Below are 25,789 nucleotides of genomic sequence, written 5' to 3'. Positions count from 1 at the left end.
TACACTTGCGTGAATTGCTAATAGCTAGGGCTACAGATAGTTATGAAAAAGGTACCTCAGAGGCATTTCAAGAGCTTAGAAAAGAATTGCTGATACAAAACCTTTATGGATATATTCCATTTATTGTTAAAGATACAAATACCTTAGATGAGTTTGAAGCGAGAATTAAAATGGGATTTTAAATCTTATGTGGAACGTGAGAATTATATTTATTCAGAATTTAAAGAGTTATTGAATGTTTTTGAAAGTAGAAATACTTCTCCCTTAGATCAAGTAGTGGAGTTGAGAATTAACGAATTAAGTTCTGATTATATTCATCAAATATGGCAGAAAGCATTAGAGCGGAGAGTAACTGATCCTGATATTAATTAACTGTATAGATTAGTCAGTAAAAAATTAAATTTAGCGCCTTCTCAACACACAGAACAAACTTTTAAACAGATTCTTGAAAGATGTAGTACAGTGATTGAAGGCTTAGGATCATTGAGAAACAAAGTAGGGGATGCACATGGTTAGGGCAAAAAGAATTTTAAGCCTGCATCGCGTCATGCTGAATTGGCAGTCAATTTAGCTGGAACAATGTCAGTTTTTTTATTTTCAACGTGGAGCTTAAAAGAAAATAATGAATAAATTTATTAATAAAAAGCATTGTTAAATAGTATCTTAAATTTACCTTATGGAAAAATAAATTTAGATTCGCTAACATGAGCTTATTCAGCCACCATTTTGGTGGTTTTTTGTTTTTATAGATTTGGTTTCAAAATCTTTCTCCCACTGGACTTGGTTTGGTTTTTGCTTTTATATAGAGGTTAGGACAAGTGTGTTTATTGGACATATAGCTAACCATAATAAGTAAGAATTTAATGCGGTTCGTTTTTAACTCAGGTATGAGGTGACGATATGACCAAAACAATGATGATACTGAACAAACACGAGTTGAGGCAAAAAGGCTGGAAGCTATTCGCTTTTGTGGCCAGTCTTCAAATCCTATTTTTAATTGCAGGTTATTTCTTAACTGCGTAAAAAAAAGCCACCTTAAGGTGGCTTTTATTATTTAAACAGTAAGTTGAATCTGTTTTAGAACTGCTCTCAGAGTATTTTCATAATCAAAAGATTCATTGGTACTGTCTTGATAACGCCAAGCGACATAGCCATCTGGACGTACTAAAACAGCACCAGATTCATGAATTTCAGACTTCGCATTCCATGTACCATAGACATCACGATAATCTCTTGAACCGATTTGAATGACATCTAAATACTCAAGATTAAGCTGTTCAGCAGCTTGTTTCCAGCCTTTGCCTGACAGGCCAGTGAGTAAGGTAAAACGACCTTTGCCCGTAATATCTAAAGTTGAAACTTTTTGACCTTTAGCATTGATGAGCCAAGTATGCGGTACTTTTGCTCCAGGGCGTGTAGTGGCTTGTAGGTAAAGTTGATCATCTTGTTTAAATACTTCAGGTTCTGATTCAGAGATGACAGCATTTGAGCTATAACGCTGATTCAGTTCAACACCTTGAGCATTAAATTCAAAATTTTTAATTGCTAATGCATTGTAGAGTTTTGTACGTATTTCAGCGCCTTGTTCATTTTCAGCAAAAATACGCTCCAGCATTTGCTTTTGGGTTGTTACACCTTGATCAAAACCAAAAACTTCTTTGAGGTGTTTATAATCAAATCGTGATTGGTTTGCTCGCGCAACAATTTGCTTACCTACAGGCGCACGTTCAACGGTATAAGAATCGAGAAGCGTAGGTTGAGACCAACCTTTAACTGCATATGCAAGTTTCCAACCGAGATTAAAGGCATCTTGCATGCAGGTGTTTGAGCCTAGACCACTTGATGGTGGGTGACGATGCACTGCATCACCACCACAGAATACACGACCTTTCGAATATTCAGTTGCCCATGTTTGGTTCACGTACCAATAAGACAATTTTTGAATTTCAACATCTTCAACATGCTCACCAACGAAAGCATCTAAACGTGCACGAACTTGCTCTGCAGTCACTTGAGGCTCGCCTTTAGAAATATCGAAGCCCCAACCCATAATCCACTCATTCCATGGGGTGATGGCACGCAATAGCCCCATACCTAAATCACCAAAACTTGCTTCAGGATTGACTATCCATTGCAAAATCGCAGGGCGGTGCTGAACATATTTAGATAAGTCCGCCTTAAAGGTCACATACACTGTACCAGCTCGCGCCATAACGCCTTCAAGTGGTAATCCCAATTGTTCGACAACTTCTGAACGTGCACCGTCCATTCCCACCAAGTATTTTGCACGTAAACTAAATTCGGTATTGGTAATATGATTGAGGAATGTTGCAGTCACGCCGTGTTCATCTTGTACGTGAGATAAATATTCAGTATTGAAGTTAAAAATAGCGCCACGCTCTGCCGCATTTTTAACGAGCAGCGCTTCCATTTTAGGTTGGATAAGATCCACTAAAGGGCATGGACTTCCTTTGATATAATCGCCATGACGCTCATCACCTGTGCCCCAAGCACTGATACGGGCAATTTCTTCGCCGACTAAACTGGTTGTGATCAGGCTTTCACCCATGTGTTCCCAAGGTGTTGCGATTTCCTTCACCTGTTCTTCGATACCTAAATCACGGAGGACTTCCATGGCACGTTGATTAGTAATATGTGCACGAGGACTGTTGGCTAACCAATTAAACTGGGTAAACAATTGAACTTTGACGCCATAATTGGCAAGGGCAAGCCCCAGAGTTGAACCAGCAGGACCAGTACCAATGACAAGAACATCAGTGTCAAAATGTTGAGACATGCTTTTTCCTAAATGAATTGAATACATGGGGAGAGTTTTTGAATTGAGTCAGTCTAGAAAAAAAGTGCAGTGATCTATAGTCGTATTCATATAAACTATCGATCTATATAAAATTCAAAGTAATGAACGTGCACTTATGCACGATGGGCTGATTGAGATATGGAATTACGACATTTACGGTATTTTATGACTGTTGCTCAAGAGCAAAGCTTTACTAAAGCTGCCGAAAAGCTCTTTACCGCACAACCATCACTCAGTCAGCAAATTAAAGATCTTGAACAGGAAGTCGGTGTTACTTTATTTGATCGCACCACTCGTAAAGTCAAACTGACTGATGAGGGGGAAGCATTTTTAAAATACGCAGCTTTGACGCTGGACAATGCCAAGCAAGCTGTAGCTGCAGCTAGACAGGTCGCTCAGCAAAAGAATAATCAGATTCACATTGGATTTTTGAATGTGGCTGAACTGAAACTGATGCCTAGCATTCTGGCACAGTTAAGAAAGAATATTCCTAATCTTAAAATTCATTTACACAGTTTGACTTGTACTGAGCAAATACAAAAACTTAGAAATGCTGAACTTGATATATGTTTTACTCGATACAAAATGGATCATTCAGATTATGAAGATATCCATATTTTGACAGAACAAATTTATTTGGTGGCTGCGGACAATCTTCATCCTTCAGAACGGACATTGAAACTACAAGAGTTAAAAAATTCATCAGTGATTATGTGTGAACAAAATGCTTCACCAATATTCTATGACAAATTAAATGTTCTAGTTCCCTTCGAAAAGATGGATGATCAAATGCTGTGGGTGACTAATGTATTACAGCATATCAATCTGATTAATTTGGGAATGGGCTTTAGTTTTGCTCCCGAATACCTCCTGAAGTTTTTAAATCATAATATCAAAATTGTGAAAACAGATGAGCAATTACCACAGCTTGGTCTATATGCGAATTATCATCGTCATTCAAACAATATTGCATTGAAAATGATTACTGAAGCCCTTATGCAAATGACAACAGAGCGGAAAAGAGTGGAAGAGGTTATTCATGCTTAAACTGATCTATTTTGTACCAGAATCACATCTAGAGTTGACGAAACAGGCAGTATTTGAAGCAGGTGCAGGTGGAATTGGTGATTATGAGCAATGCGCTTGGCAGGTCAAGGGCTTAGGTCAATTTAAACCTGTCAATGGGGCTCAACCATTTATAGGTCAAGTCGGAGAGCTTGAACAAGTTGAAGAGTGGCGTGTAGAAACTATTGTGCCTGAAGATAAAGCCATAGAAGTGGCACGTGCATTAAAAGCCAGTCATCCTTATGAAGAACCAGCTTTTGAATTCTTACACATTATTTCTATTGACCCATGATCGGTTGAATTTTGTATGCGCTGACGATACGAGGATGGAGATTCTCCTGTCCAATATTTGAAGGCTCGAGAAAAGGCTGATGGCTCTGAAAACCCTGTTAAATAGACTATTTCATCATGTTTGAGTGTAGTTTTCGCTAATAACTGACGAGCAAGTTTTTGTCTGAATGACGTTAGAACATTCTCGTAATTCGTTCCAATATCTTTGAGTGAAATTTGGATTTTACGCGGGGAAAGCTGAAGAATTCTTGCGATATCTTCTAGAGCGAATTGTCTTAATTTTAGTTGTTCGCCTAAAGCCTCTTCAATTTGAATGACTAGTTCATGTTTATCTACAAGTTCAATGTGCTTCTCAATGATAGCTTGATGTAACAGAAATAAATCAGGCTGAGCAGACGGAGAGGCATATTCTAGAATTTCTGCTTTGAATTTTATACAACCATAAGGCTGATTAAAATAAACTGGGCAATGCCATAGCTCATGATATAAGTCCTGAAATTCTGTATTGTCGTAGCTGAGCCAAATTTCTTGTGCTTGAAATTTTCCCTGACTGATATAATCAAAAAAAGATAAAACAATGGTAATCGTACATTCTAAATAATGACGGACAGGGTGATGAAAACCTTTTAGGGTAACGGTGTCATCTTCTATGTGAAGTTCAATATCCAATCCTGTAGTGAAATATTGATAGTATTTCATTGCTATTTTTAATGCATCGCCAAAATTTGCACTACTTAAAAAAATGTATTCAAAAAGTTGACCACGAAAAGTGGGGAGATGGTGACCGACAGTTAAACCAATATTGGAATTTTGTGTAATAACTTCTGTGAGTTCCCAGAATTTTTTTTGAACACGATTGTCATATCTTAAATCGCGTTGAGGATAGTCGATTGGATGTTGTAACGCATTTAATTGCGAAAATATTAAATCCACATCAACGCCCATATTTTGCATTGTCTCGTATACCATGCTTGGAAAAATACCAGCATCGGTTCTGATTTTACTTTTTCTTGCGCTCATACCGATATTCAAGACTCAAGTCATGCATTGGAAAAACTAAGGATGCTCTATCCTCAGTTTAAAATGCTGAAATTATAATGTTGAAATGAGTTTAGAAATAATTTGAATGAATGAAAATGTCTTTAAATGTCAAAGCCCCATCTCATGAGGCTTAATTATTGAAAGTTTATTTTGAAGCGCTTAATTGCTTATAGGATCAATATACTCAATATAACCTCGACCCTGAATATGCTGACCTTTGAATTGACCTGAATATTGGTAACTACCTGCATAACCGCCAGCCATACCATATTTAAAGTCGCCATTAGCCTTGCCATAAATAGAAATCAGAAGATTGCCTTGATCATCATTGACTTGCCATTCAAAGACTCGAGGTAAACGCATTTTAATGCCATTTGGTGTAGTTACAGGTTCAGGCTCATATTCATGCACCACAGATTCAAGCCCTCGTTCGTATATTCCTCCATGATGATCTACAGAACGAACGTAAACACGACTTTGCAAAACTAAGCCCATTGGACCATGAGTGTCCACAAATAAGACTTGAGTGTGGTTATTAATATTTAAGATTTGATAAGTAAAAAATCGAATGGGAATGTTGATATTGACACCACGTGCATATTCGAAGGTGCATAGACCTTGAACTTGAGTTTTCTGTCCATCGATTTCTAAATATCCTTGGTACTCACAAAGCAGTGACCAATGTTCATACATGCTTCCGGCGAGTTTAACGAAATGTGCGATTTTATCAGTCGCTTTTAATTTAAGTTCATAATTGAAAGCATGACCTTGGCGAGTTGCTTTAATGTCTGGGTAGTTAACCTCTATAACTAAGTCATTACCGAATTTGAGATATTGACCATTAGTCGCCAGTAAACATTCATGCTGTATACTATATCCAGAAAATAAATTAGGCTGCGTTGCAGCAGTACCAATTAATAGATTTGCGGTATCTAAATCTGAAGTTTTTATTAAATGAGAATTTCTGAATATTTTAACGAGAGGTTGTCCTGCAACCACAATCATATTTAAGAAGTTGAATGGGGCAGGTAGATTGGGAATCATGATCCCGTAGTGTACACAGGTATATTTTCCGAGAGGTGTGTGGATCGCAGTGTTTGCATCAAAAGCTTGACCATTTACTAGAGCTGAATGATCTATATGTTTAATAATGCTTGAGGGAAGTTTAATTTTCATCTTATTCTCAATTAATATTTTGGCTTAAAATCATTTTTGGAAAAATACAATCAAAAATATAAATCGAGATAAAAGAAAAAAATTGACACTACAAACAGTAAGCAATTGTTTGAAGTGTCAACACGAAAAATAAGTCATCAAAAATGTGTGATATTACATTTAAACTTTTTGAATAAATAAGTCTCGATCGAAACGATATTGTGGGAAGAACACACCATCTTCAGCACGCTCTCCCGCACCAATGACCATAATTGGAAACTCTTTAGCATTGAGCCCCAATGTTTTACATACTAAAGGTTCGTCAAAACCTTCCATCATACAACTGTCGAATCCATAAGCTCTGAGCGCGAGTACAAGATTTTCGCAGGCTAAAGCTGTTGTCTTCGCTGCCCAAAGTTTGGCATCCGCAGGTGTAAAAGCGGTAACAGGCATTTGTTTGTCAAAAGTACGTGCTACTTTGAAAGTTACTTTCTTAAAGTTACCAATTGCATTTAAGTAACCCGTTTTATAATTCAGTGGAATATAGGTGTAATATTTTTTGACGAGTGGAGGAATCTCAGGAAATGGAAATTCTTGAATATTCAGCTTTGCCATTTCATTAATTCGATCTGTACGTGCGACACAGACAATCAATTCAGCCGCTGTGCGCGCAGCCCATTGATTTAGACACGCTTTTACAATCTTTTGTTTCTTTTCAGGATTTTGGACAACATAAAAAGTCCAAGGTTGTAAGTTAGATGAATTAGGGGCCAAGAGTGCTAAATCTAAACATTGATCGAGGATATCAGACGGTATAGGTTTTTCTGTAAACTTCCGAACAGATCGACGACTGGTCACGACCTTTTTGAAATTTTCAACATCAATGCCTTGTGGTGCAGGTTCGTAGTAGCGTTTTTTTTCAGTCGTCATGATCCATTCCTTAGATAGAGAGTATTCACCGAGTCGTGAGACTCGGATCTTTTAGCTTAATTAAATTGTGTGAAATCAGGTTTACGTTTTTGCATAAAAGCTTGTACAGCTTCCATCATTTCTGGAGAACCGACGCGCCCCATAAAGATTACTGCTTCATGATCAATCAAGGACACGATCTCATCAACATCATGTTTCATTAAGGCTTTAGATTGCACGAGAGAAGCAAGTGGTAGTGAAGCCAGTTGAGTGGCTTTTTGAGCGGCAATTGCATAAACGTCAGATTCAATACTGTTGATCAAGTTTGCAGCCAATGCTTTTTCACTGTCGAATTTATCAGCAGTTAATAAAAGTTCTGCTGCTTTCACATGACCTGCTTGACGTGCTAGTAATTTACTAGATGCGCCTTCAGGTGAAAGACCTAAGCTTACAAATGGAATTTGGAACAAAGCAGTGTTATCTGCATAAACTAAGTCACAATGCAATAAGATCGTTACGCCAATACCAATTGCGACACCACGTACCGCAGCAATCAGTGGTTTAGAAAATTTAGCAGCAGATTTTAAAAGCACAAAAGGAGGACCATCTTCTGGACGAATTTGATCTTTCATCGCCGCAGATTTCATGAAGTCTTGCATATCATTACCAGCACTGAAATCCGCATCTTCGCCACGTAAAATGACCACACGAACAGCTTGATCTTTGTCTGCTTCATCAAGGGCTTTGGCGATCCAGAGGTATAATTCGCCGTATAATGCATTTTTGGCTTTAGGACGATTAATCGCCAAGGTCAGCACACCATCTTCTAATTTTGCATTTAAATGCTCATGAGGTTGTTGAATACAACTTAATGACATCGTACTATCCTTGCTTTCAATTAATATAGATTTTATGAAATCTATTATGTCGTATTCTGGCGAAGAGTGACATAACTGATCAGTTCATAAACGTGACTTGGCGATGAATTATAAATTTGATTATTTGGTTTATATCGGACGTTTTCAGCCTTTTCATTTGGCACATATGGAAACCATTAAAATTGCGCTAACGCATAGCCAGAACGTTATTTTAACGCTTGGTTCTGCTCAATTAGAGCGGAATATAAAAAATCCATTTTTAGCCATTGAACGTGAACAGATGATTTTGTCTAACTTTTCTCCTGATCAACAGGCAAGAATCAAATTTGTACACGTCATTGATGTTTATAATGATGAAAAATGGCAAAAATTGGTCAAATCTTTAGTGGCGAGTGTAGTACAGCCAAATGATCAAGTTGGCTTAATCGGTCACTTTAAAGATGACTCATCCTATTATCTAAATTTTTTCCCAGAATGGGAGATGTTGGAACTCGATAGTTTAAAAGGTGCAATTTCTGCAACACCACTTCGCGAAGCATACTATCGGGGGGAAATTATGGAAAAAGAACTTCCCCACGGAACCATTCAATTTTTACAAGCGTTTCAAAATTCAGAAATTTACCAACAACTGAAAACTAAATACCAACGTCAAGACAGTACAAGTTTGAGTGCATCAATTGAATGATTGTGTTTAACACAAGAAAACCGAGGGAAATCGTGCGTACTATTACACAAATGAGTTTGGCCACAGTGCTATTGTCTGCTTCTGTTTTTGTTCAAGCGCAAACATGGACACTATCACCTAGCAGTAAGATCAGCTTTGATATCCGATCTGCAGGAATGTCGATTGTAAATGGGCAATTTCAAAAGTATCAATCACAGATGAATTTTGATCCGGCACAGCCTAATCAAGGTTCAGCTAAATTTGTGATGGATGTGAATAGCCTTAAACTGAGCAAAAACTCTTTAAAGGATATGGTCTTTGGTGACAGTTTCTTTCATGCAAGCAAATATAAAACTGTGACCTTTCAAAGTAATCAAATTCGTGCTTTAGGAAATAATAAATACAAATTTGATGGACAACTCACTATGCGTGGTGTGACACGTCCAGTTTCATTTGAGACAACTTTAACTCCAAATGCATCGAATCCAAATGTGTTGAATGTACAATCTTCAACAGTCATCAACCGTAGTGATTTTGGTATGCGCAAAGCGATTGGTGGAATTGGCGAAAAAGTGAATATCAAGCTTGAAGGGCAATGGAAAGCCAACTAAATCGATAAAAAGAAAGCAGTGATTCAATCACTGCTTTTTTAATGTCATGAGTATGTCAGTAATATGTTTGAGTTGTGGGGACTGCTGTTTCCAATGATGCCAATATAGATCAACGTCTTGTGTTGCCTCAGGCAACAAACAAATCAATTGTCCTTGATCGAGTAAGTCTTGAATTTGCAGTTCAGGCACCATGCCATAGCCTAAACCGAGTTGGATTGCATCGACAAATGACTTTGAGGAGGGGACATAATGATATGGATAACTAGATTGCGGTAATCCAAACTGATTGAGTAGAACCGTTTCATGTAAATGATCTTTATCATTAAAGATGACCGCAGGCGCACGGCGAAAGGAATCGCGATTTAGTCCGTTTTTAAACCATGCTAATTTGAATTCTGGCGTACACACCATTTGATAACGCATCGTGAACAAAAATTCTGAGTGGCAACCTGTCATGGGTTGGGATTCAGCGCTTATACATGCATTTACATAGCCTGATTCCATTAATTGATGCGTATGATCCTGATCATCTATTCGAAGTTGTATTGTGATTTTAAGCTCTATTAACTTTTCAGCAATCGCAGGCAAAAGCCAAGTTTCTAATGAATCTGCATTCGTTCCAATGATAATTTTATAAAACTCAGAATTTTGACTTTTTCCCTGAATAAGCTGCAGAACATTTTCTTCTTGACGCTTTTGCCTTAATAAATGTTCAAGCAATATTTCACCTGAATGTGTCACACGACAAGGTCGTTCTCTCAGGATTAATGTTTGCCCAATCTGCCGTTCTAATTGTTGGATTCGAAGAGTAATTGCAGCCGCAGAGAGACAAAGCTTTTTAGCAGCCAGATCAAAACTTCCAGTTTCCGCCACGGTGATAAACGCGACACAGTCTTTATAATTGAAAATCATGATTTAATAAAACTTAATGAACTTAATATTAATTTAATAATACTCAATTTAAGATTGAATTGTTCATAATCCGCCTAATGATAAATATTAGGTGTTTTATGTCTTTATTCGTACTGTTTAATGGCTTTGTAACGAGTTTAAGTTTGATTATGGCGATAGGTGCTCAGAATGCTTTTGTGCTTAAACAGGGCTTAAAAAAAGAATATGTTTTATCCATTTGCCTCATTTGTGTCTTTTCAGACTCACTTCTAATTTTGGCTGGCGTATTTGGATTTGGGAAGTTTATCTCAGGCCATCCACAAATAATGACGTATGCACAATGGGGTGGTGCTGCATTTCTAGTGGTATATGGTGCCCATCATTTTTATCAAGCATTTTCGACCAAAAAATCGATGTGTCTTGATCATCATACGGTTGTTTCATGGTTTAAAATTATTCTCTTTTGCTTGGCATTCACATGGCTGAATCCCCATGTGTATCTAGATACTGTCGTGCTTGTAGGCGCAATATCGACGCAATTTGAAGATCACTTATTATCGTTTGCCATAGGTGCGATCACGGCATCATGGTTATTTTTCTTTAGTTTGGGTTTTGGTGCGCAATATCTATCAGCTTACTTTCACAATCCCCGCGCATGGCAAGCCTTGGATATTTTGATTGCTCTAATCATGTGGTACATCGCCTATCACTTAATTATATGAATATTGATTAGATAAATTCCTCTAAAGCTTGTACGTCGATTAGATGACAACATTTAATGAACAAAAACTCACATAAATATAATAATGAGAATCATATAATAATGATTCTCATTATTATTAATTGTTCCGAAAATGAAAAATTACAGTACCAAATTACTCTCTCAATCTGTAAGTGTTCTTATGATGAGTGGCGGTATAGCGACTATCACATGGGCAAATGATCAAAACCAACTTCCTACGATTACAACACAAGCTGAAGCGATAAATGCTTATGCAGATGGAAAATTAAGCAATGTATCTAAGTTGGGTGCTTTAGGTGAAAAAAAATTAATTGATACACCATTCACTGTAACGCAATATGAGGGGCAATTAATACGAGAAAGACAGGCATCCACCGTAGGTGATGTTTTAAAAAATGATGCCAGTATTCGACTGACGACAAATCAAGGTCATTTAAACGAAAACTTCAAAATTCGTGGTTTTGACTTAAATCATGAGGATATGAACTACAACGGATTTTATGGTGTTGCACCATACGGAAAAGTGCCGACTGAATTTTTAGAATCAGTGACAGTTTTGAAAGGACCAAATGCAATTGTCGCTGGTATGGCACCGAATGGAGGCGTTGGTGGTGTGGTCATTGCCAACTCTAAACGCGCTGACCAAGACATCACAAGACTAAACACACAATACCAAGATGGCGGCTACTATCAATCAGGTATTGATGTCTCAAGACGATTTGGTGCAAACCGTGAGTTTGGTGTTCGGGTCAATGGTGCATATGGTGATGGTGAACATATCATTAATGATATGAATGATCGCCTAGTTCTTGGTTCCATCGCTGCGGATTACACTACGGATAAACTTAAAATTAATTTTGATAGTTATGCTATTAAGCAAAATCGCGATGGTGGGTCACCAACAATGGTTGCACTGGGTGGAAAAGATACAGTTAACAAAGTCATTGCACCACCTAAAGGTGACCAAAACTATTTTCCGTGGTTAGAAGGGAATTCTGACAGTAAATTTGCTGGCTTATCAGGTGAATATCAATTTTCTCCATATTTGAAATCCTTTGCTGGTCTAGGATATGCTGAAAAATCATATGATGGTCATTTATTCGGTACACGAATGATCGTAAAGAATGAGGACGGCGATGCCTCTTCCCAATATTACCGAGTGGGTGCAAATGAAAAAAATAAAACAGCACACATTGGGGTTGAAGGAAAATTTGATACTGCTGGAATACAGCATAATGTTGGATTGCGTGCAGATTATTTAAATAAAAAATCGGATCAACATAAAGGACGTGGAGCTCCTCCTGTAGATTTTAACACCAATCTTTATGACCCAAGTAAAGAAGGCAATATGCCTTTACAGCGTCCAGAAATTGCACCTTTAGCAGATAATAAGTACATCAGTTATACATTGACTGATCAAATTTCATTATTGAATGATCAGCTTCAATTGATTGTAGGCGCTCGTTATCAAGATATTGAAACGAATAATTTACAGACCAAAAAAAATTACCAAGAAGACCGTATTTCACCAAGTTTAGGGATCGTCGTTAAACCTTTTGGTGAAGACTTGTCACTATATGCAAGCTATGTAGAAGGTTTATCAGAAGGATCGACCGTTGATAATGTAAATGATGCAAACGACAAAGTCACTTTTGCGCCGTTTGTGACGAAGCAATATGAGTTAGGTGCAAAACATCAGCATGGAACTTGGCTGAATACGCTGGCACTTTATCAAATTGAAAAACCAAGCACGATGAGCAAGTCGATTGAACCTTATACAGAAAATGGTGTAACAATTAATCAAATTACAACAGATGGTGCTGAAACTCGATCACGCGGCATCGAGTGGTCTTTTTCTGGAGCGATTACTGAAGATTTAAGCCTAATGGGAAGTATGGCTTATATTGATGCAAAATATTCCAAAGCTCAAATGAATCAAGGAAATCAAGTTTTTGGCGTACCTGATTTTACCGCAACGCTTGGGGTGGATTATGATGTCCCACAACTCGAAGGATTAAATTTAAATGCCAGAGCAAGTTATGTCAGCGAACAGTATTTAAATGATACCAATACCTTGGAACTTCCAGATTATACTGTCATCGATTTAGGTGCACGTTATAAGACCAAGCTTGGTGACGTGAATACGACGTTCTTAGCTAATGTTGATAACATTACAGATAAAAAATATTGGGAAGGTGCTTTTAACTCGAATTATGCGCTGATTGGTGGATCAAGAACTTATAAACTTGGTGTAAGTTTTGATTTCTAATCGTAGTTAAAAAGAAGTATAAATAGATGAAACCCACGTCAATCGTGGGTTTTTTTATTAGCTTTGCAAAGCTTTTAAATCTTCAAGCACTTGTTCAGCATGCCCTGCAGCTTTGACTTTACGATATTCTTTAACGAGTTTTCCTTGATGAAAAATAAAAGTTGAGCGCTCAATCCCCATCACTTTTTTTCCATACATATTTTTCTCTTTAATCACATCAAAGTGTTGGCAAAGCACTTCTTCTTTATCGCTAATCAAATCAATTGTTAAAGATTGCTTTTCGGTGAAGTTTTGATGGGCTTTCACTGAGTCTCTAGAAACACCAAAAATAGTGGTATGAAGCGCATCAAACTGATCTTTCAAACATGAAAAACCAACAGCTTGCGTTGTACACCCAGGTGTTGAATCTTTTGGATAAAAATAAATGATGAGCCAATCTGTATTCAACTCAGTTAAATTCACAGAACCTGTAGTCGTTGGGAATGTTTGATTGGGTAAACTAATCGTTTCCGTAGACATTATATTTTCCTCAAAATTTGTCACTACATTTATAGGGGAATTCAAAAAAAATAGCCACACGAGGTGGCTATCTTATGTAAACTGCGATTATTTTTTAGCTTGTGCTGCTTTCATTGCTTCCTCTGTTAACGACTGTAGCTTAGACGTTAACTGTGGGCCGAAGCATGCTTGAAGATCAGCGTTCTGTTTCTTCACGATAGCTAAAGTAGAAGGGCTTTTCTTTTGGTTAATCGCACTTTGGATTTCCCATTTTTGAGCATTAGTTAGCTTGCCGTCTGCTTCAATTGCACATGTACAATATTTGCTGACTTCAGTAGCAGAAAGCTTGTTCCCTTTAGCAGTTTCTTCCTTACAAACATTAATCAGTGCAGATTTTACGTTAGTACTTTTGTAGGCTTGCTGCATTTTATTATTCGGCTCATTTGCTTGAGCCGCAGAACCGAAAAGTGCTGCAGCAGAAACAATCGCTGAAAGAATAATGTTTGATTTTAAATTTTTCATATATGGCACCCTGTTATTACGGTATATAACGAGTTGGGTCTTCAACGCCAGCATCTGCAAAACCTTGTTTACGCAAACGACAGCTGTCGCATTTTCCACAAGCTCGTCCTTGGTCATCTGCTTGATAGCATGACACCGTTTGACTGTAGTCTACGCCATGTTCGATGCCTAAGCGAATAATATTTGCTTTGGATAATTGTAGTAAAGGTGTTTCAAATTTAAGAGGTTTTCCTTCCACACCTACTTTTGTCGCTAATCTTGCCATATTGGCAAATGCTTCAATAAATTCTGGTCGACAATCTGGATAACCCGAATAATCTACCGCATTAATTCCAATTACGATGGCTTCTGCGTCAAACACTTCTGCTGCTGCAAGTGCATAAGACAGGAAAATCGTATTACGTGCTGGAACATAAGTGACAGGGATCCCTTCTTGTTCTTGATCAGGAACATCAATGGAATGATCAGTTAATGCAGAACCACCTAAATTACCCAAATCTATATTAATCACGCGATGTTCAACGCCTGCTTGTTGTGTCAGTTTACGTGCAGCATCCAATTCAGTTGTTGAGCGTTGACCATACATAAAACTTAAAGCGATACATTCATAGCGTGCTTGCGCCCAAGCCAAGCAAGTCGTTGAGTCTAAACCACCTGATAACAATACAATGGCACGAGGGCGCATAGGAGAACTCCAAAAAATTAAAGTAAATAAAAAATGAATTATAACTGATTATATAAAGAATAATGGGGTATAAATTTTTTGAATATATAGATCTGCATAAGTCACAAAACTAAATGAGATCATTATAAAGAACGCGAAATGTTCGTTTTAGAAGATGAGATAAAACTCTCTTTTGAGTCGAATAAAGTTTAAACAGTTGTTGTTTTTGTTTAAATATTAAATATAATTTAACAAACACTTGATTAAAACTTACAAAAATAATTTTTACGGAATGAAAATGAATCAAATTAATACTTTAATTTTAACCACTGCTGCGTTGATCAGTACAAATTCTTTTGCATTTGAGGAGCTTTCAGATCAAGAATTGTCAACATATGCAGCACAAGATGGTATTACGATTAGCCTTTTACCAGGTGGACCCATTCAAGCTGATTTGATTTGGCACGATAACAGTGGATTCGGGCCAGATTACAACGAAGGAAACACAAAAGCAGGTGCCTTAATTTTCGGTACAGCGAATGGTCGTAGTAAGAATCCATTATCACTTTCTTCTGGTTCGGCAGATATTAGTATTACCTTAAAAATCGATGCTCAAGGAGGGAGTAGTACTACAGGCCCTTTTCTGAATTTAGGTGTATTTGTTCCTGAAGATATTATTATTAATACCGGTGATATTTGGGTGGGTAAATCGGGTCAAGTTAGTCCAACTGGACGAGGCTATAGTGACCCCGTTAAAATTATGGATAATATGAAATTTTATGTATCCAACCTCTCAACCAATATTCAGCTCGGTTCAGCACCTCAAGGCAGTCTTTTAAAACTCAATGGAATATTTAAAGATGGATTACGTTTAGAAGGCTTTAAAGTCCACGATCATGATGGTGGTGGCGCATTTGGAATAGAATTTATTAATTTAAAAAATACTCAACCAGGGCGTTTTGGCATCAATAATCTTGATTTTGATGTTGCAGGTTCGATACGTACAGATGGACTGGAACTCAAAATAAATCGTCTTGGAGATCAAAATGGTTTTAATGCCATGTTATGGGGGGTAGGCGTTGGGGATACATCAACAATAAATAATAAGATTGGGGATATTTCAATGAAAGGGATTAATTTGAATGGCACGACCATTAAAGTGTCAGCACACTAAAAGATCATTTTGTCTCAAACAACAGTACAGAAAAGTGCTGTACTGTTTTAATTTGAGCTATTTTTTTACGTTTTAACGACCTGTTTCGTCATTCCAGAGCAACTTATGTAATTGAAGCTGGAAACGAACTGGTAAGTGATCCTCTAAGATCCATTGTGCTAAATCACGTGCAAGTTGCGGTAACTTTGCAGCACCTTTTTCTACAGCAAACGCAGGTGAGAACCAAACTGTACTTACACGCTTGTGCAATTCATATTGATTCACTTGTTGTTTAGACCATTCATAATCTTCACGATTGCATATGACAAATTTAATCTGATCATGTTGAGTTAAATGGTCTAAATTACTCATTAAATTACGTGAGTCTTCACCTGAAGTTGGTGTTTTTAAATCTAGGACTTTAGAAACTCTACGATCCACTTTTGAAACATCTAGCGCTCCACTCGTTTCAAGGGAAACTTCACAGCCTAAATCTGCTAGACGCTCCATGAGCGGTAATGCATTGGGTTGAGCTAATGGTTCACCACCAGTAACACAAATATAAGGTGTTTTAAAATCAAGCGTGGTCTGGATAATATCCTCTAAAGACTGACGTTCACCGCCTTCAAAAGAATAGGTGGTATCACAATAAGTACAACGCAGTGGACAACCTGTTAAGCGTATAAACACTGTAGGTAAGCCTGAAGTGTTGGCTTCACCTTGTAATGAATAGAAGATCTCCGTAAGACGTAACCCCGCAGACGGATCAGAAACAGGAATAGCGGAAGATCGCAAATTACTCATATCGACAAAACCAAACTAAAATAGAGATTATATAAAAGAAAAATCTCTACGATTATTACTAACCGTAGAGATGTGGAGTGTACTCCAAATACTATAAAGTATAAAAAAATTAGTCAGCGCGTAATAAGTCGTTCAAACTTGTTTTAGCACGAGTCTGAGCATCGACTTTTTTTACGATAATTGCAGCATATAAGCTGTATTTACCGCATTTAGAAGGAAGACTACCAGAAACTACCACTGAACCTGCTGGAACACGACCGTAGTGAATTTCACCTGTTTCACGGTCATAAATCTTAGTTGATTGACCAATGTAAACACCCATTGAAATCACTGAACCTTCTTCAACGATTACACCTTCAACGATTTCAGAACGTGCACCGATAAAACAATTGTCTTCAATGATCGTAGGGTTCGCTTGAAGAGGCTCAAGTACACCGCCAATCCCAACACCACCAGAAAGGTGAACATTTTTACCAATTTGCGCACATGAACCTACAGTCGCCCATGTATCAACCATTGTACCTTCATCAACATAAGCACCAATGTTGACATAAGATGGCATAAGTACAACATTCTTAGCTTGATAAGAACCTTTGCGTGCAACTGCAGGCGGTACAACACGTACACCAGCTGCTTTAAATTGCTCTTCAGTCCAACCTGTAAATTTAGTGTCTACTTTGTCATAGAATTGGAGATCGCATGATTCGATTGGTTTATTATCATTAAGTTTGAATGACAATAGAACAGCTTTTTTTAACCATTGATGAACAACCCATTCACCATTAATCTTTTCAGCAACACGTAATGAACCATTATCTAAGCCAGCAATTGCTTCCTCGACTGCTTGGCGAATTTCAGCAGGGCAATCTGTAGCTGTGAAGTTTGCACGATCTTCAAACGCTTGTTCGATGATTGACGAAAGCTGAGACATAATCTTCTCTTCCAAAAAAAATTTCAAAGATTTTACACTAAATTGATTATAAAAATTACAATTAATCCTGAAAAAATGTCCGACAATAATGACTATTCTTTATAAGTGTGTTAATAAAAGTTAATAAAAGACTTAAGTGCAAATTATTTATAAAACAACAACTAAATCAAAATTGTATCAAAAAATAACAAAAAAGCATCAATTTGAATATTAACCAGCTTTGAAATCTCCATTAAGATGCTTCCGAGTCGAACACATTAATGATTAAAGAACAACTCATTTCTTTGAGGAGAAAAAAATGAAAGTGTTAAAATTACTCGCTGTTACAACAGCATTATCTGTTTCAGGCTTCGCTATGGCGGACACTCAAGTTGTACGTACAGGTAATGTATTTGAAGCTAATCAATTAATCCCTACTGGTGTTCGTGCTGAAGTTGGTACAACTGGTTACGGTGGTGCATTACTTTGGACTGCTAACCCATACGTTGGTCTTGCTTTAGGTTACAACGGTGGTGATATCTCTTGGTCTGATGATTTATCAATCAACGGTACTAAATACGATGCTGAAATGGATAATAATGTAGCTTATTTAAACGCTGAAATTCGTCCTTGGGGTGCGAGCGAAAATCCATGGGCTCAAGGCTTATATATGGCAGCGGGTGTAGGTTATGTTGATACAAAATATGATCTAGATAAACGTAATAAAAATGCACAGGGTTCAATCGAGGTTAACAATGTTGCTTACGTTGGTAACGGTGGTGTGAATGGTAAATTATCTTATGATAATGAAATTGCTCCATATGTAGGTTTTGGTTTTGCTCCTAAAATCAACAAAAACTTCGGTGTGTTTGGTGAAGTTGGTGCCTTCTATACTGGTAATCCATCTGTTAACTTAACCTCGTATGGTAATTTGACTGGTGCGGCTGGAGCTCCAACAATTGAGCAATCTATTGCAGCCGAAGCAGATAAAATCCGTAATGATGACAAATACGAATGGCTTCCAGTTGGTAAAGTGGGTGTGAGCTTCCACTGGTAAGATCCAATTAAAAAAAACGAGCTTCGGCTCGTTTTTTTTATGCAAATTAATGCAAATAATAAAGGCGCTTATTGCACCTTTATTATTTGAAGCTTATTAATCTTCAGGATAAGCCACACGTTTTAACGCTTTAATATCAGCACTAGGTGCACATAGCGAAATAAACTCGTAACCGTATCCACGTAACAAATGACCTTTACGTACAGCAATCCAAGTGGTATTCACCCCAAATAAATCAGTATCAATTTGTTTTAAGCGATGATCACGTTCTGTATCGTAGGCTACATCGTTGACAATCCCGACACCCATACCTAATTCAACATAAGTTTTGATTACATCAGCATCAAGCGCAGACATCACTAAATCAACATCAAGTCCTGAGTCTTCAAAGGCTTTATCAATCTTTGAACGTCCCGTAAAACCACCGTGATAGGTAATAATCGGATACTCTGCCAAATGTTCTAAGCTAATCTCTCGTGATGCTATTTGAGTAAGTGGATGACCTTGAGGCGTAATAATACTGTGTTTCCAGTTATAAAAAGGAACACTTGCTAAGTTTTCTTCAGTAGTTAGATTCTCAGTCGCAATACCAATATCAGCATCGCCTAAAAGTAACATTTCAGTGATTTCAGTTGGGCTTGCTTGTTGCAAAATCAAATGGACTTTTGGAAATAATTTTTTGAATGAATTTACGATAGGTGGTAATACATATCGCGCTTGAGTATGAGTGGTTGCGATGGTTAATGTACCTTCATCTACACGATTAAAATCATCGGCTAATCTTTTAATATTGTCTGCATCGACCAGCATGCGCTCTACGATACCGAGCAAAGCTTGACCAGGTTCAGTTAACCCTAATAAGCGTTTACCTTTTCGGATAAATAGTTGAACACCTAATTCATCTTCTAAATCTTTAATATGTTTACTTACGCCTGATTGAGACGTGTAAAGGGCAGCGGAAGCTTCCGTTAAATTAAAATTTTGTCTGACGGTTTCTCGAATAATTCTTAATTGTTGAAAGTTCATAGTCTTTGTTACCTTTAAAATGATGGGGCTATATAAAAGCCCCATCTACACATTTTTATGCGTTTTCTTGTGCAAATAAGTGCAATGTATTAGTCGTTAACCAAACCGATTGATTTGGGCGGAATTGATGCAGTTTAGCTTCATCTGGAGTGAGTAGAATTTCGATGAGATTGCCATCTTGACCTTGAAGTTCGGCAACCACTTTTCCTGCAATCCAAACTTCACGTAAGAACGTTGCTTGAATTGCATTGTCTGTAGGTTGAGCGTGAATTTGAAATTCATCTGGTCGAATGAAGGCAATCACTTTACCTTCAGGTGCATCTTTAGCTAAAGGCAGTTGAATGCGATCATTTCCGATCTGTACGATTCCCGCTTGATTATGACCTTCGAACTTATTGGCTTGACCTAAGAAGTCAAATACAAAAGGCGTTGCTGGTTTTTCATAAACTTCACGAGGTGAGCCAATTTGTTCAACATTACCTTTATTCATTACAATGATTTGATCTGCAACTTCAAGCGCTTCTTCTTGATCGTGGGTTACAAAAATCGAGGTGATGTGGAGTTCATCATGTAAAGTTCTCAGCCAGCGACGTAACTCTTTACGAACTTTTGCATCAAGTGCGCCAAATGGCTCATCCAGAAGTAGTACACGAGGTTCAACTGCAAGCGCACGTGCAAGTGCAATACGTTGACGCTGTCCACCAGACAATTGTGCTGGATAACGATCTGCTAAGAAACCTAATTGAACTAAATCGAGTAGTCGTGTAACCCGTTTTTTTATTTCAGATTCTGAGGGGCGTGTAGAACGTGGACGAACACGTAAACCAAAAGCAATATTGTCAAATACTGTCATATGACGGAATAAAGCATAATGTTGGAATACGAAGCCAACTTGACGTTCACGAACATGAACATTCGTTGAGTCTTGACCTTCAAGGATCACTTGACCGCTGTCAGCAGATTCAAGACCAGCAATAATGCGAAGTAAAGTCGTTTTACCGCAGCCTGAAGGTCCTAACAACGCAACGAGTTGACCATCAGGAAAATCTAGGGAGATATTGTTTAGTGCATGGAAAGCACCAAAGTGTTTTTCAATATTTTTAACTTGAATACTCATCGGATACTTCCTTTAAACTGTAGAATCTTCATTACGTTTGCTTAATTTCTCTTGGCGAATTTCGACCCATGTTTTAAGAATCAATGTCACAATCGCCAATAAAGCCAAGAGGGATGAAACAGCAAATGCTGCACTAAAGGTATATTCGTTGTAGAGAATCTCTACATGCAGTGGCAATGTATTGGTCTCTCCACGAATATGACCCGATACTACAGAGACTGCCCCGAATTCACCCATTGCACGTGCGTTACAAAGAATAACCCCGTATATCAAGCCCCATTTAATATTTGGAATCGTGATTTTCCAAAAAGTTTGCCAGCCTGAAGCACCTAAAACGATTGCCGCTTCCTCTTCTTCTGTACCTTGAGCTTCCATCAGTGGGATGAGCTCACGCGCCACAAAAGGAACTGTAATAAAGATGGTTGCTAGTACAATTGCTGGAACGGCATATAGAATCTTAATGTCGTTATCCATCAGCCATCCACCGAACCAACCTTGCGTACCAAACATCAATACCAACATCAGACCTGCGATTACGGGAGATACTGAGAAAGGCATATCAATAATCGTGGTCAATATGGATTTACCACGGAAATTAAATTTCGCAACAGACCAAGCTGCAGCCACACCAAATACTACGTTGAGCGGTACAGCAATTGCAGCTGTTAGTAAGGTGAGCTTTACAGCCGACAACGTGTCTGGATGAACTAAAGCTTGCGCATAAACGCCGATACCTTGTTTGAATGCTTCAACAAAAACTAAAATCAAAGGCAGAATTAAGCAACTGAGGAAGAAAATCATGGCAATGACAATGAGTGTATAACGAACCCAAGTCGGTTCTCGCGTCGCATCACGAGATTGCAATTTTTCGGCTAAAGCATTGCTATTTGTATTCAAACTCATTGTGCAGTTCTCCCTGTACGACGACTCGCCCATGCTTGTAACAAGTTAATCAAGAACAAGATAGCGAATGAAATAAGGAGCATGACAACGGCGATCGTCGTTGCACCTGCATAGTCATATTCTTCCAATCGAGAAATAATCATTAATGGCGCAATTTCAGTTTCGAATGGTTGGTTACCTGCGATAAAGATGACCGAACCATATTCACCCACGCCACGGGCAAATGCGAGAGCAAATCCTGTGATTAATGCAGGGAAAAGAATCGGTAAAATCACTTTGGTTACAATTTGTAGTCGATCTGCACCCAATGCTGACGCTGCTTCTTCAAGTTCAGTCTCTAAGTCACTTAGTACAGGTTGTACTGTACGAACCACAAAAGGTAAGCCAATAAATATCAGCGCTAATGTAATCCCAATAGGACTATAAGCGACTTTAATTCCTAAGGGTTCAAGATATTGACCAATCCAGCCTGTCGGAGCATATAAAGATGTTAATGCAATCCCAGCAACAGCTGTTGGTAACGCAAAGGGTAAATCAACCAATGCATCAACAATTCGTTTACCAGGGAAACTATAGCGCACGAGACACCAAGCGAGTAATAACCCAAATACAACATTAATGAAGGCAGCAATGAGTGCAGCACTGAAACTTAGTTGTAATGATTTTAAGATACGCTCAGAACTTAAAATCTCCCATAAACCTTCCCAGCCAATACCTAAAGACTTAATAAATACAGCCGACAAGGGTATGAGCACAATTAAAGATAAATACGCTAGGGTAAAGCCTAGAGATAGACCAAATCCTGGCAGCACTCGGGATCGCTGCGACATGACTACTCCTCAAATGAGAGAAAAAGCTTACCGTAATCAATAAGCAATTGAATTGAAAAATTTATCAAGAATAAGTGGCGAACTTTAAATTGCAAATTTGTAATACAACTTGCCATTATCAATACTATTGATATAGTTCGACAACTTTTCATGAATCAAAAAATCGAAGATCTCTGGAAATGGTCCAAATCCTGAATCAACATTAATATGACCGACTTGACCTAAGTTAATCGGCTTTACACCCCATGATTTTGCTAGTTTTTTTGCATCCTCAAAACCTAACCACGGATCATTTTCACTGATGATCATTTTTGTGGGAACGCTAATCTTAATTTGATGAAAGTAAAAACTATAATCAGTCAAACTCAAACGAGCAAAACCATTCTCACCAAAACGACTTGGATTGGCTGGTGCAACTAAAACCAGTTGTTTAACTTTCTGTGCTATTTCTGAGTGCTGATGCAGAGCAGCGACTGACGTTAAACAGCCAAAACTATGTGCAACAATCTGTACGGGTGCATCTATCTGCGAAATTTTTTCTACAAAACGATGGATCCAATCTGAGAGTAAAGGAAAGTTCCAATCATCTTGTTGAACACGTGAGCATGGCATGACTTGACGTTGCAACCATGATTGCCAATGATTTTCATCACTTCCGCCGACGCCGGGTACAATGAGTGTATGTATCATGTCATGCTCCACTGATTATTTTTTTGTGTTATTGGCTTTGGTAATTTGGTCAAAAATACCATTATTCTCAAAATGAGCTTTTTGTACTTTCGCCCAGCCACCAAACTCTTGATCAATTGTGACCAATTTCAATGGCTTAAATGTTGATGAATATAGTTTTAATACAGCTTGATTACGCGGACGATAGAAATTCTTCGCGGCAATATGTTGTCCCTTAGGTGAGTAAAGGAAATTCAAATAACCTTGCGCCAAATATTTATTGCCTGATTTTTCTGCATTTTTTTCAACGATCGCTACAGATGGTTCAGCAAGTATAGAAAGTGTTGGCGTCACAATTTCAAATTTACCTGGTTGTTCACGCAGTGCTAAATGAGCTTCATTTTCCCAAGCAAGCAAAACATCGCCAATACCGCGTTCAGCAAAAGTTGTAGTTGAGCCACGAGCGCCAGAATCTAAGACCTTGGTTTGTTTATAAATTTGTTGAACAAATTGTTGTGCTTTGGCGTCATTTCCACCTGGTTGGTGTTTAGCCCATGCCCAAGCCGCTAAATAATTCCAACGTGCGCCACCTGACGTCTTAGGGTTTGGTGTAATAATGTCCACACCCGGTTTTACTAAATCACCCCAGTCTTTAATATTTTTTGGATTTCCTTTTTTGACGAGGAAAACGATTGTGGAAGTGTAGGGTGTGGAATTATGTGGGAATTTTTTCTGCCAATCTTTTGGTAATAAATTGGTTTTTTCAGCAATCGCATCAATGTCAGCTGCGAGTGCGAGAGTCACGACATCTGCATTTAAACCATCAATGACTGCACGCGCTTGTTTACCTGAACCGCCATGTGACTGACGAAAGTTGACGTTTTGCCCAGTCCGAGATTTCCAATACGCACCAAATTCTTTATTTACTTCTACGTAGAGTTCACGAGTAGGATCGTAAGAGACGTTTAATAAATCTTTAGCGGAAGCACTAAGCGAAGCAGCCGAAACAAAAGCTGCGAGAACCCTAAGTTTTAATTTAGTTGAAAAGCGCATGGCAACCTCAAAAGAAAATATTCTGTTACATGGCGCTAGAATAAATCTAATCTTTATGCATAAAAAATAATTAAAAATGAATTTTATATGAAAAAAAAAGATTTATATGTGTTATTAAAAAAATGCCGATCATGAATATGATCGGCACGTCATAAGTTAAAGCTTAAATCTTAATTTTATTTATTACTGTTTGCTTTGACAATTTGATCGAATATCCCGCCATTATCAAAATGTTGTTTTTGGACTTTTGTCCAACCTCCAAACTCTTTATAAATCGTGACTAATTTCAAAGGTTTAAACACGGATTGATATTTTGAAAGTACCGTTGCATTTCGTGGTCGATAAAAGTTTTTGGCCGCAATGGTTTGACCAGCTGGAGAATACAGATAATTCAAATAAGCTTTTGCGACATTGAGGTTGCCATCTTTTTGCGCATTTTTCTCAACAATTGCTACAGGGGGCTCAGCAAGAATGGAAAGTGTTGGTGTAATGATTTCAAATTTTCCAGGTTGTTCACGAAGTGCTAAATGCGCTTCATTCTCCCAAGCCAGGAGTACATCTCCAATGCCACGCTCTGCAAAAGTTGTTGTGGCACCACGTGCACCAGAGTCTAGCACTTTAGTATTTTTATAAATTTGTCGTACAAATTCTTGTGCTTTAGCATCGTTACCGCCGGGTTGGTGTTTTGCCCAAGCCCATGCTGCTAAGTAATTCCAACGTGCACCACCTGATGTCTTAGGGTTTGGCGTAATAATTCCAACATCATTTTTAATCAAGTCTCCCCAGTCTTTGATCCCTTTGGGATTGCCTTTTTTGACTAAAAACACGATGGTTGAGGTATAGGGTGTAGAGTTCTGTGGGAATTTTTTCTGCCAGTCTTTTGGTAATAAATTGGTTTTTTCAGCAATGGCATCAATATCTGCTGCGAGTGCGAGAGTCACAACGTCTGCATCTAGGCCATCAATGACAGCACGCGCTTGTTTACCAGATCCACCATGAGATTGTTTAAAATTCAAATCTTGACCAGTCTGCTTTTTCCAATATGCTCCAAACTCTTTATTAAAGTTGTCATAGAGTTCGCGAGTTGGATCATATGAAACATTTAAAAAATCTTTTGCGAGTGTGGAAACAGAAGTGACTGAAAGTAAAGCCGCAATGACCCCAATTTTAAAAGAACGCATCATTATCCCATGTGTTTGTCGTTTTTTGATGATTTGAGCATAGGGAAATTTTTTAAAATAAAAAAATA

The 25,789-nt window shown here is 38.0% G+C and carries 29 protein-coding genes; 11 read left to right on the top strand and 18 right to left on the bottom strand.

The window, feature by feature from the left end:
• Nucleotides 1-5 precede the first annotated feature (5 nt).
• The 3 genes from AC1M86_RS07505 (at nt 6) to AC1M86_RS07495 (ending at nt 1,023) form a co-directional block, all read left to right on the top strand.
• Nucleotides 6-182, top strand: a complete 177-nt coding sequence (locus AC1M86_RS07505) for a hypothetical protein (RefSeq protein ID WP_481607654.1) — start codon at nt 6-8, stop codon at nt 180-182.
• Nucleotides 183-372: 190 nt separating this feature from the next.
• Nucleotides 373-516, top strand: a complete 144-nt coding sequence (locus AC1M86_RS07500; protein ID WP_481607697.1) for an abortive infection family protein — start codon at nt 373-375, stop codon at nt 514-516.
• 384 nt (nt 517-900) lie between these two features.
• A complete protein-coding gene (locus AC1M86_RS07495; RefSeq protein ID WP_257219859.1) occupies nt 901-1,023 on the top strand; it encodes a KGW motif small protein in 123 nt (40 codons plus the stop codon).
• A gap of 31 nt (nt 1,024-1,054) precedes the next feature.
• Here the strand turns inward: AC1M86_RS07495 and AC1M86_RS07490 are convergent, their stop codons facing one another.
• A complete protein-coding gene (locus AC1M86_RS07490; protein ID WP_481607653.1) occupies nt 1,055-2,797 on the bottom strand; it encodes an FAD-dependent monooxygenase in 1,743 nt (580 codons plus the stop codon).
• 159 nt (nt 2,798-2,956) lie between these two features.
• On the opposite strand from AC1M86_RS07490, the gene AC1M86_RS07485 reads away from it, so the two are divergent.
• Both AC1M86_RS07485 and AC1M86_RS07480 read left to right on the top strand, forming a co-directional pair.
• Nucleotides 2,957-3,865, top strand: a complete 909-nt coding sequence (locus tag AC1M86_RS07485; protein ID WP_481607652.1) for a LysR family transcriptional regulator — start codon at nt 2,957-2,959, stop codon at nt 3,863-3,865.
• Nucleotides 3,858-4,175, top strand: coding sequence for a YqfO family protein (locus AC1M86_RS07480; protein WP_092767083.1), 318 nt, complete (start codon nt 3,858-3,860; stop codon nt 4,173-4,175). The genes AC1M86_RS07485 and AC1M86_RS07480 overlap by 8 nt, the downstream gene beginning before the upstream one ends.
• Here AC1M86_RS07480 and AC1M86_RS07475 read toward each other — a convergent pair.
• The 4 genes from AC1M86_RS07475 to AC1M86_RS07460 form a co-directional block, all read right to left on the bottom strand.
• Nucleotides 4,124-5,194 carry a helix-turn-helix domain-containing protein gene (locus AC1M86_RS07475; RefSeq protein ID WP_481607651.1) on the bottom strand — a complete coding sequence of 357 codons (1,071 nt, stop codon included), beginning with the start codon at nt 5,192-5,194 and terminating at the stop codon, nt 4,124-4,126. The genes AC1M86_RS07480 and AC1M86_RS07475 overlap by 52 nt on opposite strands.
• A gap of 180 nt (nt 5,195-5,374) precedes the next feature.
• Nucleotides 5,375-6,391 carry a DUF6670 family protein gene (locus tag AC1M86_RS07470; RefSeq protein WP_481607650.1) on the bottom strand — a complete coding sequence of 339 codons (1,017 nt, stop codon included), beginning with the start codon at nt 6,389-6,391 and terminating at the stop codon, nt 5,375-5,377.
• A 159-nt stretch (nt 6,392-6,550) separates the two neighbouring features.
• Entirely contained in the window at nt 6,551-7,300 is a 750-nt protein-coding gene (locus AC1M86_RS07465) for a nitroreductase family protein (protein WP_481589018.1), read from the bottom strand.
• A gap of 56 nt (nt 7,301-7,356) precedes the next feature.
• Complete coding sequence (locus tag AC1M86_RS07460) at nt 7,357-8,157, bottom strand: enoyl-CoA hydratase-related protein (RefSeq protein ID WP_481607649.1); 801 nt, start codon at nt 8,155-8,157, stop codon at nt 7,357-7,359.
• Nucleotides 8,158-8,260: 103 nt separating this feature from the next.
• Between AC1M86_RS07460 and AC1M86_RS07455 the strand changes: the two genes are divergently transcribed.
• Together AC1M86_RS07455 and AC1M86_RS07450 are read left to right on the top strand one after the other, a co-directional pair.
• Entirely contained in the window at nt 8,261-8,842 is a 582-nt protein-coding gene (locus AC1M86_RS07455; protein WP_481607648.1) for a nicotinate-nicotinamide nucleotide adenylyltransferase, read from the top strand.
• A 50-nt stretch (nt 8,843-8,892) separates the two neighbouring features.
• On the top strand, nt 8,893-9,432 hold the full coding sequence (locus AC1M86_RS07450; RefSeq protein WP_481607696.1) for a YceI family protein: 540 nt from the start codon (nt 8,893-8,895) through the stop codon (nt 9,430-9,432).
• Nucleotides 9,433-9,459: 27 nt separating this feature from the next.
• Here AC1M86_RS07450 and AC1M86_RS07445 read toward each other — a convergent pair whose 3' ends face one another.
• A complete protein-coding gene (locus AC1M86_RS07445) occupies nt 9,460-10,341 on the bottom strand; it encodes a LysR family transcriptional regulator ArgP (RefSeq protein ID WP_481607695.1) in 882 nt (293 codons plus the stop codon).
• Between the two features lie 101 nt (nt 10,342-10,442).
• Between AC1M86_RS07445 and AC1M86_RS07440 the strand changes: the two genes are divergently transcribed.
• Together AC1M86_RS07440 and AC1M86_RS07435 are read left to right on the top strand one after the other, a co-directional pair.
• The gene (locus AC1M86_RS07440; protein ID WP_481607647.1) at nt 10,443-11,045 is read left to right on the top strand and encodes a LysE/ArgO family amino acid transporter; all 603 of its coding nucleotides are present in this window, start codon (nt 10,443-10,445) and stop codon (nt 11,043-11,045) included.
• A gap of 132 nt (nt 11,046-11,177) precedes the next feature.
• Nucleotides 11,178-13,334, top strand: a complete 2,157-nt coding sequence (locus AC1M86_RS07435; protein WP_481607646.1) for a TonB-dependent receptor — start codon at nt 11,178-11,180, stop codon at nt 13,332-13,334.
• Nucleotides 13,335-13,391: 57 nt separating this feature from the next.
• On the opposite strand, the gene AC1M86_RS07430 is transcribed toward AC1M86_RS07435, so the two are convergent.
• The 3 genes from AC1M86_RS07430 to queC all read right to left on the bottom strand — a co-directional run bounded on the left by AC1M86_RS07430 (nt 13,392) and on the right by queC (nt 15,039).
• Nucleotides 13,392-13,853 (bottom strand): peroxiredoxin, encoded by a 462-nt coding sequence (locus AC1M86_RS07430; protein WP_481590296.1) that lies wholly within the window; start codon nt 13,851-13,853, stop codon nt 13,392-13,394.
• Between the two features lie 87 nt (nt 13,854-13,940).
• Nucleotides 13,941-14,354, bottom strand: coding sequence for a hypothetical protein (locus AC1M86_RS07425; protein ID WP_481590297.1), 414 nt, complete (start codon nt 14,352-14,354; stop codon nt 13,941-13,943).
• A 16-nt stretch (nt 14,355-14,370) separates the two neighbouring features.
• The gene (gene queC / locus AC1M86_RS07420) at nt 14,371-15,039 is read right to left on the bottom strand and encodes a 7-cyano-7-deazaguanine synthase QueC (protein ID WP_180028449.1); all 669 of its coding nucleotides are present in this window, start codon (nt 15,037-15,039) and stop codon (nt 14,371-14,373) included.
• Nucleotides 15,040-15,316: 277 nt separating this feature from the next.
• Between queC and filA the strand changes: the two genes are divergently transcribed.
• Nucleotides 15,317-16,192, top strand: a complete 876-nt coding sequence (gene filA / locus AC1M86_RS07415; RefSeq protein WP_481607645.1) for a putative pilus system protein FilA — start codon at nt 15,317-15,319, stop codon at nt 16,190-16,192.
• A 72-nt stretch (nt 16,193-16,264) separates the two neighbouring features.
• Here filA and queE read toward each other — a convergent pair whose 3' ends face one another.
• On the bottom strand, nt 16,265-16,975 hold the full coding sequence (gene queE / locus AC1M86_RS07410; RefSeq protein WP_481607644.1) for a 7-carboxy-7-deazaguanine synthase QueE: 711 nt from the start codon (nt 16,973-16,975) through the stop codon (nt 16,265-16,267).
• 109 nt (nt 16,976-17,084) lie between these two features.
• The gene (dapD, locus tag AC1M86_RS07405) at nt 17,085-17,906 is read right to left on the bottom strand and encodes a 2,3,4,5-tetrahydropyridine-2,6-dicarboxylate N-succinyltransferase (RefSeq protein ID WP_035267212.1); all 822 of its coding nucleotides are present in this window, start codon (nt 17,904-17,906) and stop codon (nt 17,085-17,087) included.
• 298 nt (nt 17,907-18,204) lie between these two features.
• On the opposite strand from dapD, the gene carO reads away from it, so the two are divergent.
• Nucleotides 18,205-18,942, top strand: a complete 738-nt coding sequence (gene carO / locus AC1M86_RS07400) for an ornithine uptake porin CarO (RefSeq protein ID WP_481589026.1) — start codon at nt 18,205-18,207, stop codon at nt 18,940-18,942.
• Between the two features lie 96 nt (nt 18,943-19,038).
• Here carO and AC1M86_RS07395 read toward each other — a convergent pair whose 3' ends face one another.
• From AC1M86_RS07395 to AC1M86_RS07365, 7 genes are all read right to left on the bottom strand, one after another.
• The gene (locus tag AC1M86_RS07395) at nt 19,039-19,968 is read right to left on the bottom strand and encodes a CysB family HTH-type transcriptional regulator (RefSeq protein ID WP_481591412.1); all 930 of its coding nucleotides are present in this window, start codon (nt 19,966-19,968) and stop codon (nt 19,039-19,041) included.
• A gap of 55 nt (nt 19,969-20,023) precedes the next feature.
• A complete protein-coding gene (locus AC1M86_RS07390; RefSeq protein ID WP_035267206.1) occupies nt 20,024-21,085 on the bottom strand; it encodes a sulfate/molybdate ABC transporter ATP-binding protein in 1,062 nt (353 codons plus the stop codon).
• A 12-nt stretch (nt 21,086-21,097) separates the two neighbouring features.
• Nucleotides 21,098-21,988: a sulfate ABC transporter permease subunit CysW gene (gene cysW, locus AC1M86_RS07385; protein WP_481589027.1), complete on the bottom strand. Its 891-nt coding sequence runs from the start codon at nt 21,986-21,988 to the stop codon at nt 21,098-21,100.
• A complete protein-coding gene (cysT, locus tag AC1M86_RS07380) occupies nt 21,985-22,818 on the bottom strand; it encodes a sulfate ABC transporter permease subunit CysT (protein WP_481607643.1) in 834 nt (277 codons plus the stop codon). Before cysT ends, cysW begins: the two co-directional genes overlap by 4 nt.
• 84 nt (nt 22,819-22,902) lie before the next feature.
• A complete protein-coding gene (locus tag AC1M86_RS07375; RefSeq protein WP_481607642.1) occupies nt 22,903-23,508 on the bottom strand; it encodes an alpha/beta hydrolase in 606 nt (201 codons plus the stop codon).
• 15 nt (nt 23,509-23,523) lie between these two features.
• Nucleotides 23,524-24,540, bottom strand: a complete 1,017-nt coding sequence (locus AC1M86_RS07370) for a sulfate ABC transporter substrate-binding protein (RefSeq protein WP_481587785.1) — start codon at nt 24,538-24,540, stop codon at nt 23,524-23,526.
• Nucleotides 24,541-24,716: 176 nt separating this feature from the next.
• Complete coding sequence (locus AC1M86_RS07365) at nt 24,717-25,724, bottom strand: sulfate ABC transporter substrate-binding protein (protein ID WP_481587786.1); 1,008 nt, start codon at nt 25,722-25,724, stop codon at nt 24,717-24,719.
• Between the last annotated feature and the right edge of the window lie 65 nt (nt 25,725-25,789).

The sequence above is a fragment of the Acinetobacter sp. ANC_7654 genome (genome assembly GCF_056779855.1).
The sequence above is the reverse complement of the archived record's forward strand: the minus strand, read 5'-3'. Positions and strand labels throughout refer to the sequence as shown.